The 13,858-nt window shown below is 37.0% G+C and carries 10 protein-coding genes; all 10 read left to right on the forward strand.

Features of this window, described 5'->3' with window-relative positions:
• Nucleotides 1–1,326 (forward strand): nucleobase:cation symporter-2 family protein, encoded by a 1,326-nt coding sequence (locus BR44_RS00185; protein WP_034549544.1) that lies wholly within the window; start codon nucleotides 1–3, stop codon nucleotides 1,324–1,326.
• A 188-nt stretch (nucleotides 1,327–1,514) separates the two neighbouring features.
• Nucleotides 1,515–2,072 carry a DUF2179 domain-containing protein gene (locus BR44_RS00190; RefSeq protein ID WP_034549545.1) on the forward strand — a complete coding sequence of 186 codons (558 nt, stop codon included), beginning with the start codon at nucleotides 1,515–1,517 and terminating at the stop codon, nucleotides 2,070–2,072.
• A gap of 104 nt (nucleotides 2,073–2,176) precedes the next feature.
• On the forward strand, nucleotides 2,177–3,298 hold the full coding sequence (purK, locus tag BR44_RS00195) for a 5-(carboxyamino)imidazole ribonucleotide synthase (protein WP_034549547.1): 1,122 nt from the start codon (nucleotides 2,177–2,179) through the stop codon (nucleotides 3,296–3,298).
• A gap of 19 nt (nucleotides 3,299–3,317) precedes the next feature.
• Nucleotides 3,318–4,610 carry an adenylosuccinate lyase gene (purB, locus tag BR44_RS00200; RefSeq protein ID WP_034549548.1) on the forward strand — a complete coding sequence of 431 codons (1,293 nt, stop codon included), beginning with the start codon at nucleotides 3,318–3,320 and terminating at the stop codon, nucleotides 4,608–4,610.
• A gap of 117 nt (nucleotides 4,611–4,727) precedes the next feature.
• Entirely contained in the window at nucleotides 4,728–5,624 is an 897-nt protein-coding gene (locus BR44_RS00205; RefSeq protein ID WP_034549549.1) for a DMT family transporter, read from the forward strand.
• A 116-nt stretch (nucleotides 5,625–5,740) separates the two neighbouring features.
• Nucleotides 5,741–6,394, forward strand: a complete 654-nt coding sequence (locus BR44_RS00210; protein WP_034549551.1) for a GntR family transcriptional regulator — start codon at nucleotides 5,741–5,743, stop codon at nucleotides 6,392–6,394.
• A 27-nt stretch (nucleotides 6,395–6,421) separates the two neighbouring features.
• Nucleotides 6,422–7,360 carry a nucleoside hydrolase gene (locus tag BR44_RS00215; protein ID WP_034549553.1) on the forward strand — a complete coding sequence of 313 codons (939 nt, stop codon included), beginning with the start codon at nucleotides 6,422–6,424 and terminating at the stop codon, nucleotides 7,358–7,360.
• A 264-nt stretch (nucleotides 7,361–7,624) separates the two neighbouring features.
• Complete coding sequence (gene pcrA / locus BR44_RS00220) at nucleotides 7,625–9,853, forward strand: DNA helicase PcrA (protein ID WP_425393567.1); 2,229 nt, start codon at nucleotides 7,625–7,627, stop codon at nucleotides 9,851–9,853.
• A gap of 728 nt (nucleotides 9,854–10,581) precedes the next feature.
• Nucleotides 10,582–12,612: an NAD-dependent DNA ligase LigA gene (gene ligA / locus BR44_RS00225; protein WP_034549558.1), complete on the forward strand. Its 2,031-nt coding sequence runs from the start codon at nucleotides 10,582–10,584 to the stop codon at nucleotides 12,610–12,612.
• Entirely contained in the window at nucleotides 12,605–13,729 is a 1,125-nt protein-coding gene (locus tag BR44_RS00230; RefSeq protein ID WP_034549561.1) for a CamS family sex pheromone protein, read from the forward strand. Before ligA ends, BR44_RS00230 begins: the two co-directional genes overlap by 8 nt.
• The last annotated feature ends 129 nt before the right edge of the window (nucleotides 13,730–13,858 follow it).

The raw sequence follows: 13,858 nt of genomic DNA on the forward strand, positions 1-13,858 counted from the left end.
ATGTTAACAAACTCAAAAGCAGCAGCTTTAGGATTACAACATGTATTAGCTATGTACGCGGGAGCTATCTTGGTCCCTTTATTGATTGGTGGAGCTATTGGGTTCAACTCAGAACAAATGACGTATCTTGTATCAATCGATATTTTTATGTGTGGAGTCGCTACGTTATTGCAATTGTTTGTTAACCGCTATTTTGGAATTGGCTTGCCTGTAGTATTAGGTTGTGCTATGCAAGCTGTTTCTCCCTTAATTTTAATTGGAACAACAAAAAGTATTGGGGCTATGTACGGATCAATCATAGCTTCAGGTATTTTTATTTTACTAATTGCTGGTCTGTTTTCAAAAATCAAACGATTTTTCCCACCGGTTGTAACGGGAACTGTTATCACTGTTATTGGTCTGACACTTATACCAGTTGGGATTGAGAAGATGGGCGGTGGCATGAAAAGCGCAGCTGATTTTGGTTCTAGCAAGTATTTATTTCTAGCTTTCTTAACAGTGGCTATTATTTTAGGCATCCAATTGTTTGCTAAAGGCTTTATTCATTCATTAGCTATTATTATTGGTTTAATTATTGGAACAGTTGTTGGGTCATTTATGGGACTTGTTAGTTTAGCGCCTGTAACAGAAGCTACTTGGTTTCATGTTCCGCAACCTTTTTATTTTGGAGCACCTATTTTTGAGTGGTCCTCTATTCTAACAATGATTTTGATTTCAATTGTTAGTATGGTTGAATCTACAGGGGTATATTTTGCTCTTGGGGAAGTAACCGGCCAAACAATTGAAGAAGAACAATTGAAAAAAGGGTATCGTGCAGAAGGATTGGCTATTATTTTAGGTGGTATTTTTAATACCTTCCCTTACACGGCTTTTTCACAAAATGTTGGCTTAGTTCAAATGTCGGGAATCCGGACACGCAAACCCATTTATTTTGCAGCAGGATTTTTAATGGTATTAGGACTAGTACCCAAAATTGGGGCATTTGCGACGATCATTCCTGAACCTGTTTTAGGTGGGGCAATGATGATCTTGTTTGGAATGGTTGCTACTCAAGGAATTAAAATACTTAGTCGAGTTGACTTAAACCAAGACGGCAACTTAATGATTGTAGCTTTATCTCTTGGACTTGGTTTAGGAGTAACCGTTGTTCCAGAGCTATTTGCGAAATTACCAGCAGCTGTTCAAACCTTTACAGGAAACGGCATAGTTGTAACGAGTATCACAGCGATTGGTTTAAACATTCTTTCTCATCACGGACGCAAAAAAAAGAGCGCTGAAACAATGACAAAAGAAGAAGCACTGACAGATTTACCGGAGACCATTTAACCGATTTTGGTGCTAACAATAAGATTTTTATACAAAAAAAGCCTCAGCCCAAGTAACAATTAGGTTGCGGTTTTTTTAGCAAAAAAAATTAAAAAAACCAATCATTTTTACTTGCTATTTTATAAATATTTGATAGGCTTATAAGGAAATAAATAATCATATTAATAACAGATCGGGGATTTTAATAAATGGATACAAGTTTACAGTTTTTAGGCCTTATTTTCATAATCAATTTAGCATATGTAGCATTGAATACGATTCGATTTATGTTGACGATGAAAGGTTATCGAATGGTTGCTCCATTCGTTTCGATGGTTGAAGTCACCATTTATGTAGTAGGGTTAGGATTGGTCCTCGATCGTTTGGATAATTTTTGGAATATTGCGGCTTATGCACTCGGTTATGGTGTCGGGATTGCTGTTGGGATTCAAATCGAAGAATACTTGGCGCTTGGACACATCATGGTAACGGCAATTGTTCCTGATATAAAAAGTGGAATCGCTGAAAATTTACGAGAATTGGGCTATGGCGTAACAACCAGTTATGCGCTTGGCAAGGAAGGCGATCGGTTAGTTTTAGAAATACTGACTACTCGTAAATCAGAACGGAAACTATACAAACAAATAAGTGAAATAGAATCTAAAGCATTTGTTATTTCTTATGAACCAAAGTATATAAGCGGTGGTTTTTGGACAAAGAAAGTTAAAAAGAGAAGACATGCATTAAAACAGCGCGGAGAACTATAAAAAAATAAGCAGCCATTCGGTTATAATTCATGACAGTTTTTGAGTTAACTGATAAACTAGTAAAAATAAGAAAAAAATAAATGAACTAGAAAGTAGTGAGACCGTTGCCGAATTTAATTATTCCTGGAAAGACGATTGGCATTATTGGTGGAGGTCAATTAGCAAGGATGATGGCATTGGCTGCTAAAGAAATGGGATATGCTGTTGGTATCTTGTATCCCAAGGAAAATTGTCCCGCTGCACAAGTAGCTGATTGGCAAATTGTAGCTAAATGTGATGATGAAGATGCACTGATGGATTTGGCTATGGGAAGTGATGTTTTAACCTATGAATTTGAAAATGTTGCTGCCGATAAAATTGCAGTGCTAAGTAAAACGGTTGCTGTTCCACAAGGGAGCGAACTTTTATCTATTGCTCAAGATCGGATATTAGAAAAAGCCTACTTAGAAATGAACAATATTAACTTGGCACCTTATGCAACAATTTTAACGTTAGAAGACATTGAATTTTCCACTAGTTCAATTGGTTTTCCTTGCGTTTTAAAAACTATTCGTGACGAGTACGAAAAAAAGGGACAAATGGTTCTCTATGGAGAAGAAGATATACCAAAATGTGAAGCATTATTAAAAAAAGGAACCTGCATTTTAGAAGCTTGGATTCCATTTGAACGAGAATTGTCGATAGTGATTTCAAGGAATGCTGCAGGAGAGACATCCATTTTTCCTACAGCTGAAATTATACACCGTCAAAATGTTTTAAAAGAAACAATTGTGCCTGCAAGGGTTTCGGATGAGGTGTCTCAAGAAGTTGAACGAATCAGTCTAACTATTGCTGAAGGATTAGATTTAGTTGGTACATTGGGAATAGAATTGACATTAACCACTTCTGGTGCACTATATGTGAGTGAATTGGTATCACGTCCACATTGTTCAGCTAATTACAGTATAGAGGCTTGCTCGACTTCTCAATATGAAACGCATATTCGAGCCATTTGTGGTTGGCCTTTACCTGACATTACCTTATTTTCTAAAACCGTTTCTGTAACAATTTTAGGAGAACAAATGGACGGGGCAGAAAAGCAAATCCAATTGAAACCAAACTGGCACTTTCATTATTATGGAAAAAAAGAAGCACGAAAAGGTCGAGTCATGGGGCACATTACCATTTTGACAAAAGACATCGAGAAAACAATAGAACACATTTATGACACAGGAATATGGATTTAAAAAAAGGAGCACAGGGCAAATGATTGAACGGTATACAAGACCTGAAATGGGACAATTATGGACAGACGAGAATCGCTACAATACGTGGTTAGAAGTAGAAATTCTAGCTGTAGAAGCTTGGGCTGAACGGGGAGATATTCCTGAAGAAGAGGCTAGAAAAATACGCGAAAAAGCCGCTTTCGAAGTGAAACGTATCCTAGAAATAGAAGAAGAAACGCGTCATGATGTAGTAGCATTTACTCGTGCTGTTTCAGAATCACTTGGCGAGGAACGCAAATGGATTCATTATGGTTTAACAAGCACAGATGTTGTTGACACAGCCTACGGATACCAATTGAAGCAAGTAAATGATTTATTACGTAAAGATTTAAACAGCTTTTTAGACATATTAGCTGAAAAAGCAAGGAAATATAAATACACTGTGATGATGGGTCGAACGCATGGAGTGCATGCTGAGCCAACGACTTTTGGTTTGAAATTAGCTCTTTGGTATTCTGAAATGAAGCGCAACATAGAACGCTTCGAACATGCTGCAGAAGGGATAGAAGCCGGTAAAATTAGCGGAGCGGTTGGAACATTTGCCCATACTCCTCCAGCTGTCGAAAAATATGTTTGTGAAAAATTAGGTATTCGAGCACAAGAAATTTCTACACAGATTTTACCACGAGATTTGCATGCGGAATATATGGCAACGTTAGCTTTAATAGCAACGAGTATAGAAAAGTTTGCTACTGAGATACGCGGACTTCAAAAATCTGAAACACGGGAAGTAGAAGAATTTTTTGCTAAAGGTCAAAAAGGATCTTCAGCCATGCCTCATAAACGTAATCCAATTGGTTCTGAGAACGTTACAGGCTTAGCACGGGTTATCCGAGGTCATATGGTCACAGCCTATGACAACGTTGTTTTATGGCATGAACGGGATATCTCACATTCTTCAGCTGAGCGAATTATTTTACCAGACTCAACTATTCTTTTGGATTATATTCTCAATCGATTTGGGAATATTATGAAGAATTTGACTGTTTATCCAGAGAATATGAAGCGTAATATGGGAGCTACTTATGGATTAATCTATAGCCAACGTGTCCTATTAAAATTGATTGACAAAGGGATGAGCCGAGAAAAGGCATATGACTTAGTTCAACCTAAAACAGCAATTTCGTGGGAAAGTCAGATTCCATTCCGTGACTTAATAGAAGGAGATGCTAAAATCATGTCTCTTTTAACGATGGAAGAACTAGATGATGCATTCGATTACCACTACCACTTAAAAAATGTAGACGAACTCTTTAATAGAGTCGGTCTCTAAAAAATTCTGATTAAAAAAAGCTTGAAAGATTAAATAGATGGCATAGGGAACCTCGTAGTAAAAGGCGCCTATGTCATTTTTATTTGTACCATACAGTCAAAAAAAGGAGGGGAAAGGATGGCAAAAGCAAGAGCAAAAGTGATTACTGCAATGCTGATCTTTGGAACAATTGGGCTTTTTGTTAAAAATATTGAGTTGACTTCAAGTGAAATAGCTCTCTATCGTGGTTTTTTTGGCAGTATGTTTTTACTGTTAGTATTGGCTATCAAAAAGAAACGCCTATCTTGGGGAAATAGTAAAGAAAATGCCGCTATCCTATTTTATTCTGGAACAGCCATTGGTTTGAATTGGATTTTATTATTTGAAGCTTATCGCTATACGACAATTTCAAACGCGACATTAAGTTATTATATGGCTCCTTTATTTGTTGTGTTGGCTTCGCCTTTTATTTTAAAAGAAAAATTAAACGGAGTAAAAATTAGCTGTGTGTTTTTAGCATTCATTGGGATGTATTTTATTGTCGACAGAAGCACAGTGAATGGGTTAGGCTACAATCATTCATTGGGAATAATGTATGGCATTGGAGCAGCGTTGTTGTATGCTAGTGTTATCCTGGCAACCAAGTTTTTGCGGAATAGTGCTAGTCTAGAAACGACGATTATCCAATTAATGACGGCTTCTATTGTATTAGCACCCTATGTTTTTTTGAAAGAAGGTTCTAACTTACTGTCTATTTCTGGAACGTCTTTAGTTTACTTGCTTTTTTTAGGTGTCGTTCATACAGGTATAGCCTATGCCCTTTACTTTTCTGCCATCCAAGTCTTGAAAGGGCAAACAATAGCCATCTTAAGTTACATTGATCCCATTTCAGCTGTTCTTCTGTCAACGTTATTTTTAAGTGAACGGATGACGATGGTCCAACTCATTGGAGGATTCTTTATTTTATCAGCAGCCTTTCTCAGTGAAAGTGGGGTAATAGAAAAAGGAATAGTAAGTCGCTCACTAAAAAAATGAAATACCAATAGGTCAGTGAAAAGAACTTAATGGTCTTGTATGTACAAGATAAAGGCTTTACAATTGGAATATAGAACACTAAACAAAGAATCTAACGATAAGTGAGTGGAACAGCAATGGCCAAAACGAAAAAATTAGATGAAGTAGCTTATCAATACATAAAAGAAAAAATCCATACAAGACAATGGGTACCTCAAACCCGTATCACAGAATTAGCCTTATCAAAAGAATTGAACATCAGCCGTACACCCATTCGCCAGGCCTTCCAACAGTTGCAACAAGAAGGTTATTTAGACGTCGAGGTTTATAAAGGCGCCCGCGTTAGAGAAAAAAAAATTGAAGCACACGGCTTACAAGAACGAATGGAATTTATCGAAATGATTTTCGTTCATTACTTTCATTATTTACAAATAAAGGAGATCATATTTGATGGAACGCAAGTTGATGATAAATTAACCAGTCTAAAAAAATGCCGCAATGAATCAGAAAAAATATTTCTTGATTTAGAAACACAATTGCTGCATAAAATTCTAGCTTTCAGTAAAAATGACTACTCCGTAAGAATTGTGATGGATACTATCCGCGAATTACAGACGCAAAATAATCCAGACTATCTTTCTTTAATGCGAAAAAATAGAGACATTAAAATAAAACACTACGAAACATTAATCCACTACCTAAAATTAGGAGATTATCCCCTAGCGCGAAAAGAAATGCGCATTCTAATTAATCAACTCACTCTTAGTATCATCCATAATATGTCAGATTAAACAGTAAAAAAAGAAGAGGCGAATAAAATGAAGGAAAAAGTGTATTTGAATCATGATGGCGGAGTAGATGACCTAGTCTCTTTATTTATGTTGCTGCAAATGAAAGACGTGGAACTAATTGGAGTAGGTGTTATTCCTGCAGATTGTTATTTAGAACCAGCAGTATCAGCGAGTCGGAAAATCATTGAACGTTTTGGTCATGGAGCAGCTATCGAGATAGCTGCATCAAATTCTAGAGGAAAGAATCCTTTTCCCAAAGATTGGCGCATGCATGCTTTTACAATTGATGCCTTGCCGCTATTAAATGAATTTGAACCAACTTCAACAAAAGAAACGACCATACCAGCTCATCAGCATTTAATTGAGAAGCTCCGTTCAAGTGAAGAAAAAGTTACACTCGTTTTTGTTGGACCGTTAACGGATTTAGCAAGAGCTCTAACAGAAGCCCCTGACATTCAAGAAAAAATTAAAAAGCTGGCTTGGATGGGTGGAACATTCCTCGAAAAAGGCAATGTTGAAGAACCAGAACATGATGGAACTGCAGAGTGGAATGCTTTTTGGGATCCTGAAGCTGTTCAAACAGTCTGGAACAGTTCGATTGAGATTGATCTAGTTGCATTAGAAAGCACAAACATGGTTCCTTTGACCATCGAAGTTCGAACAAAGTGGGCACGTCAAAGAGCCAATAGCGGTATTGATTTCTTAGGACAAGCGTACGCCATTGTACCGCCATTAGTCCATTTACATACTAACGCTACCTATTTCTTATGGGATGTTTTAACGACAGCAACTATTGGAATAATGGACAGTATGAAACAAAAAGTTGTTCACTCAATAGTGCATTCGACTGGTGTTAGTCAAGGGAGAGTAGAACTATCGCCGGATGGTCGAGCAGTGAATTTGGTTTATGAAGCTGATCCGGAAGTTTTTTTTGAGTATTTAACAGAGTTAGCCGAACAAAAATAACGTTTCGCTGAATGTTTCATATAATAACAGCTGAGGTAAAGACATGTTCTATGTTTTTATCTCATTTTTTTCATTTAAATCTCTTTATTCTTTTCTCGAATGGAGTCAATCTATGGTAAAATGAAAAATGGAAACTTATGCAATAATTTATTTTTATTTGATAAAATAAAATGGTGAAACAAAGATGAATTGATTGAACGAACGAGTTTGATACAAAGAGAGGATGGTTAAATTTTGGTAATACAAAACAAATTGTTAGAGGGTATGAACCCAGGACAAAAGGAAGCCGTAGCCTATACAGAAGGTCCTCTTTTGATTATGGCAGGAGCAGGCAGTGGGAAGACGCGTGTGTTAACGCATCGCATTGCTTATTTAATTGATGAAAAAGGCGTAAATCCATGGAATATATTAGCGATAACTTTTACAAATAAAGCTGCTAAAGAGATGAAAGAACGGGTTGGTCGCTTGATGAAAACGGGTGGAGAAAGCGTATGGGTTTCAACGTTTCACTCGATGTGTGTGCGCATGTTGCGTCGTGATATAGACCGCATTGGATACAATAAAGCCTTTACCATTAGCGATCCTAGTGATCAACAAACCTTAATGAAACGAATTTTAAAAGAACGCAATATTGACCCTAAAAAATACAATCCAAGAGCTATTCTATCTGAAATTAGCAATGCTAAAAATGAATTGATGAACGCAGAGGATTACCGCAAAACAGCTAATAGTTTTTTTGAAAAAATCGTAGCGGACTGCTACGATGACTACCAACGTGAGTTGCGCCGCAATCAATCAGTTGATTTCGATGATTTAATTATGCTAACGATTCGTTTATTTGAAGAAAGTCACGAAACGTTAGACTATTATCAAAATAAATTTCATTACATTCATGTAGATGAGTACCAAGATACAAATACGGCTCAATACACATTAGTCAATATGCTGGCCAAACGCTTTAAAAACTTGTGTGTTGTTGGAGATGCAGACCAAAGTATCTACGGTTGGCGCGGCGCAAATATGGATAATATTTTAGATTTCGAAAAAGATTACCCGGATGCAAAAGTAGTGATGCTTGAACAAAACTACCGTTCTACCAAATTTATTTTGAAAGCAGCTAATGATGTTATTGCAAACAACAACAAGCGTAAAGTGAAAAAACTTTGGACTGACAATGATGAAGGGGATAAAATTACTTATTACCGTGGTCAATCTGAAGGCGATGAATCAAGATACGTTGTCTCGAAAATGCTAGAAGAAATGAAGACAGCTAATTATAACTATGGCGATTTCGCTGTTTTATACCGGACAAATGCTCAATCACGAGTGATGGAAGAAAATCTATTGAAATCCAATATTCCTTATAAAATGGTCGGTGGACATAAGTTCTATGACCGCAAAGAAATTCGTGATGTCTTAGCTTATTTACGTTTGATTGCTAATCCTGAAGACAATATGAGTTTTGAAAGAGTAGTCAATACACCAAAAAGAGGAATCGGACCTGGTACAATTGAAAAATTAAGAAGTTTTGCCAATGAATACGAGTGGTCTCTATTAGAAGCGGCATTGAACGTTTCAATCACAACTATCAAAGGTAAAGCAGCGGGTGAACTTGAAGGATTTGCTTTCATGATGCGTGACTTACAACAAAAACAAGAGTACCTTCCAGTGACTAAGTTAGTAGAAGAAACGCTTGAACGCAGTGGTTATCTCAAAAGTTTAGAATTGGAACGGACACTGGAGTCTGAAACGCGTGTTGAAAATATTAAGGAGTTCCTATCTGTTACCCAACAATTTGAAAAAGACAACAACGAAGATAAAAGCTTGCTTACTTTCTTAACGGATTTAGCTTTAATCTCAGATTTAGACAACGTTGAAGAAGAACCACAAAGTGAAGTGACGTTGATGACCTTGCATGCGGCTAAAGGATTAGAATTTCCAGTCGTATTCTTAATTGGATTAGAAGAAGGGATCTTCCCACTTTCTCGCTCTATGATGGAAGAAGACGACCTAGAAGAAGAACGTCGCTTAGCTTACGTAGGGATCACTCGCGCTGAGAAAAAACTCTACATCACCAATGCTTATTCACGTGTGTTATATGGAAAAATACAAAGCAATCAGGCTTCGCGATTTATTAGAGAAATTACGGATGAAGTCATCGAGTCAGGCAACAATCAAGCAGGGAACACACATGCAACACCCTTTAGTCGTTCAACCAGCTCAGCACCTTATCGGAACAATCAAGCAGAAAAAGCCGCTAGCACACCTTATCAATCACCAGTCAGCGATAAAACAGAAAGCGGCGCAGATAAATTAACATGGAGTACTGGCGACAAAGCCATACACAAAAAATGGGGCATAGGAACAGTCGTCAAAGTAACCGGCGACGCCGACAACCTCCAACTTGATATTGCATTTAAAGAACAAGGAATCAAACGCCTACTAGCCGCATTCGCCCCAATAGAAAAACAAGATGCTGAGAACAACGATTAGTTTCGACAAGAAAAAAGGAAAAGTTCACAGAAATCTTTGATTTCAAGAACGTTTATCTTTTTCTCGAGAAGTTGTTGATCACAACTCAATTACGCAAGATGTGGAGAGCTCTGTTTAGGTATGAAAGAAAAATAGGAACTAGCAAAGAGGATGCTTTTCATCCTCAAAGCTAGTTATCTTTTTTCCGAATACCTAGAGCTCACAACTCAATTACGCAAGATGTGGAGAGCTCTGTTTAGGTATGAAAGAAAAATAGGAACTAGCAAAGAGGATGCTTTTCATCCTCAAAGCTAGTTATCTTTTTTCCGAATACCTAGAGCTCACAACTCAATTACGCAAGATGTGGAGAGCTCTGTTTAGGTATGAAAGAAAAATAGGAACTAGCAAAGAGGATGCTTTTCATCCTCAAAGCTAGTTATCTTTTTTCCGAATACCTAGAGCACACAACTCAATTACGCAAGATGTGGAGAGCTCTGTTTAGGTATGAAAGAAAAATAGGAACTAGCAAAGAGGATGCTTTTCATCCTCAAAGCTAGTTATCTTTTTTCCGAATACCTAGAGCTCACAACTCAATTACGCAAGATGTGGAGAGCTCTGTTTAGGTATGAAAGAAAAATAGGAACTAGCAAAGAGGATGCTTTTCATCCTCAAAGCTAGTTATCTTTTTTCCGAATACCTAGAGCTCACAACTCAATTAAAAAAGCCCCAAAGTAGAAAGGAGCTTTCAAATGGCCATAGATCAAACTTTTGAAGAAGCAAAAAATAAGGTCAGTGAATTGAGAGACTTACTTGATAAATATAGCTACCAATATTATGTTCAAGATAAACCTGTCATTTCAGATACAGACTACGATAAATTGTACAAAGAACTTGTTGGGTTAGAAGAAAATTTTCCGGATTTGATTTCCAACGATTCACCAACACAACGAATCGGTGGTACGATTTTACCAGGCTTTGAAAAAGTCACTCATGAGATTCCGATGCTTAGTTTAGGTAACGCGTTTGACGAAAATGATTTGCTTGAATTTGATAAACGTATTCAAAAGTTGACAGACAAAAAAATCCATTACATTTGTGAACTGAAAATTGATGGTTTAGCTATTTCCTTAAAATACAAAGCCGGGAAGTTAGTTTTGGCAGCTACTCGTGGTAATGGAGAAATTGGGGAAAATGTCACTCAAAATATCCGAACTGTGAAATCTGTTCCATTACGATTAAAAAAACCTTATAATATTGAGGTTCGTGGGGAATGTTACATGCCAAAATCATCATTTGTAGCCTTGAATGAAGAACGAGAAGAAAATGGCGAAGCTGTTTTTGCTAATCCTAGAAATGCTGCAGCGGGCGGATTGCGCAACTTAGATGCTAAAGAAACGGCGAAGCGTAATCTCAGTATTTTCATTTATACTGTCGCAGACTTTGGCGAAATGACAGCAGACAGTCAAGAAGCTGCATTAAAACAATTAGATGAGTTAGGTATCCGTACCAATCCTGAACGAAAAGTTTTTGAAACCATCGAAGAAGTTTGGACATATGTTCAAACCTTTCATGATAAACGAACTCAATTGCCATATGACATTGATGGTATCGTAATCAAAGTAAATGAATTTGATGTACAAGAAGAAATTGGCTACACTGTAAAAGCTCCTCGATGGGCTATTGCCTATAAATTTAAAGCTGAAGAAGGAACGACCGTAATACGCGAAATTGAATGGAGTGTCGGCAGAACAGGAGTTGTGACACCAACGGCCATTATGGATCCCATCCTATTAGCAGGTACGACGGTTAGACGTGCTAGCCTGCATAATGTTGACTTGATAAAAGAACGGGACATTCGTTTATTAGACACAGTAGTGGTCCATAAAGCTGGCGATATTATTCCTGAAGTAACACGCGTCGTTTTAGAAGAGAGATCAACGGATAGTGAAAGTTATCTAGTTCCAACACACTGTCCAGCATGTGAAAGTGAATTGGTCCATCTAGAAGAAGAAGTGGCTTTACGATGTATTAATCCTAAGTGTCCAGCTCAAATAACGGAAGGATTGGCTCACTTTGCTTCACGCAATGCAATGAATATTGATGGAATGGGTCCAAAAGTGATTAGTCAATTATTTGAAAAAGGGTTAGTTCATGATGTAGCTGATTTATACAAAGTAACCTATGACAAATTATTAACATTAGATAAAATTAAAGACAAAGCTGCTAATAAGCTGTTAACAGCTATTAATGCTAGTCGCAGTAATTCACTAGAACGGTTATTATTTGGTTTGGGTATCCGACACGTTGGCACAAAAGCAGCTAAGCAAATTGCCGAACAGTTCGAAACGATTGAAAATGTTCAAACAGCCAAACAAGAGGATATTATTGCCATCGAAGGAATCGGTGAGATTATTGCTGAAAGTGTTGCGACTTATTTTTCATTACCAGAAGTGGATGAATTGATAAATGAATTACGCATAAGCCAAGTTAATTTGGTTTATTTAGGTAAGAAAAAAGAAGAATTGGCTAAAAGTGATTCATACTTTAATGGTAAAACAATTGTTCTAACTGGAAAGCTTACGCATTTCACTCGCGAAGAAGCGAAAGACCGTATCGAAAATCTTGGTGGGAAAGTAACTGGGAGTGTTTCTAAAAAAACAGATCTCGTCGTTGCTGGCGAAGAAGCAGGTAGTAAATTAGCTAAAGCTCAAAAACTCGAAATGACTGTTTGGGATGAAGACCAACTATTGAAGGCATTAGAAGGAGAAGAAAATGAATAAAAAAATCATTGCAACACTGGCTACTGCTGTTTTTTTGCTGAGCGCCTGCAGTGACCCTACAGGTGGAAATACAAGTAACAATCCTGTAGATACTAAAGGAGAAACGGATAAAACAACAACCAGCAATCAATTATCAAATGATTATTACAAAACAATCGTAACCGATGGTGGCTATCAAATAAGTAAAACACGGGGATCTACATTAGGATTGAATTCAAATTTTAACCTTAAAGCATTTGAAACAGGTTTAATGAGTCTATCTCAAGTACACTTTGACACAGGTAACTATTATTTCCAAGAAGGACAATATATTGATAGTACAACAGCTAACAATTGGTTGAAACGAGTTAGTGAAAAAAACCCAGATGGTTTGAATCCAGAAGACAATGGAAAAAAAGAATCAAATGAACGCAATCCTTACTACTTGAATTCTGTTTTAGAACAAGATTATATGATTAAAAAAGACGATAAATTTACATTAGGCGGTATTAGTATCGGTCTATCAATGAACGCAATTGATTATTATCAAAAAGTTGAATTCGGAGATGAATATAAAACAAAAATCAGCCGTGATGAGTTGTTAAAACAAGGCAAAGAAATGGCCAATAAAATTGTCCAGCGGTTACGCAAAACGGAAGGCGTCGGAAAAATCCCGATTGTAGTAGGTATTTTTGAACAATCCCCTAAAGACAGTTTAGCTGGCGGAAGTTTTATAGTAGAAGCTGTTAGCGAAAACGGTAGCACAAAAGTTGGAAATTGGAGAGCGTTAAACCAGAAAAAAGTTGTTTTTCCTTTAGTAGATGAAACGAGTAATGAATTATCTAACTTTGAAAACTTTAAATCAGAAGTAGAGAACTTTTTCCCTAATTTGAGCGGAGTAACAGCTGAAGCCAGTTACACAGATGACCAACTCGTAAAAATGAAAGTAAGTATCATTACACAATTTTACGGAGAAAGTGAAATTATCGGCTTCACCCAATACGTGGCAGACAAAGCCGCAACATTTTTACCACCAAACATACCAATAGAAATCACAATCGAATCCATAAACGGAACTGAATCATTCATGTCAAGAAAAATAGGCGAAACAAAATTCTACACACACATATTTAATTAAGATGTGGAGAGCAACGATTAGCTTCGACAAGAAAATAGGAAAAGTTCACAGAAATCTTTGATTTCAAGAACTTTTATCTTTTTCTCGAGAAGTTGTTGATCGCAACTCAATTAACCAAGATGTGGAGAG

It is taken from the genome of Carnobacterium funditum DSM 5970 (assembly GCF_000744185.1).
GTDB lineage: Bacteria > Bacillota > Bacilli > Lactobacillales > Carnobacteriaceae > Carnobacterium_A > Carnobacterium_A funditum.

Coding starts and splice junctions, on each gene's coding strand:
- BR44_RS00185 (WP_034549544.1), top strand. CDS start 1: ATGTTAACAAACTCAAAAGCAGCAGCTTTAGGATTACAACATGTATTA.
- BR44_RS00190 (WP_034549545.1), top strand. CDS start 1,515: ATGGATACAAGTTTACAGTTTTTAGGCCTTATTTTCATAATCAATTTA.
- purB (WP_034549548.1), top strand. CDS start 3,318: ATGATTGAACGGTATACAAGACCTGAAATGGGACAATTATGGACAGAC.
- BR44_RS00205 (WP_034549549.1), top strand. CDS start 4,728: ATGGCAAAAGCAAGAGCAAAAGTGATTACTGCAATGCTGATCTTTGGA.
- BR44_RS00210 (WP_034549551.1), top strand. CDS start 5,741: ATGGCCAAAACGAAAAAATTAGATGAAGTAGCTTATCAATACATAAAA.
- BR44_RS00215 (WP_034549553.1), top strand. CDS start 6,422: ATGAAGGAAAAAGTGTATTTGAATCATGATGGCGGAGTAGATGACCTA.
- pcrA (WP_425393567.1), top strand. CDS start 7,625: ATGAACCCAGGACAAAAGGAAGCCGTAGCCTATACAGAAGGTCCTCTT.
- ligA (WP_034549558.1), top strand. CDS start 10,582: ATGGCCATAGATCAAACTTTTGAAGAAGCAAAAAATAAGGTCAGTGAA.
- BR44_RS00230 (WP_034549561.1), top strand. CDS start 12,605: ATGAATAAAAAAATCATTGCAACACTGGCTACTGCTGTTTTTTTGCTG.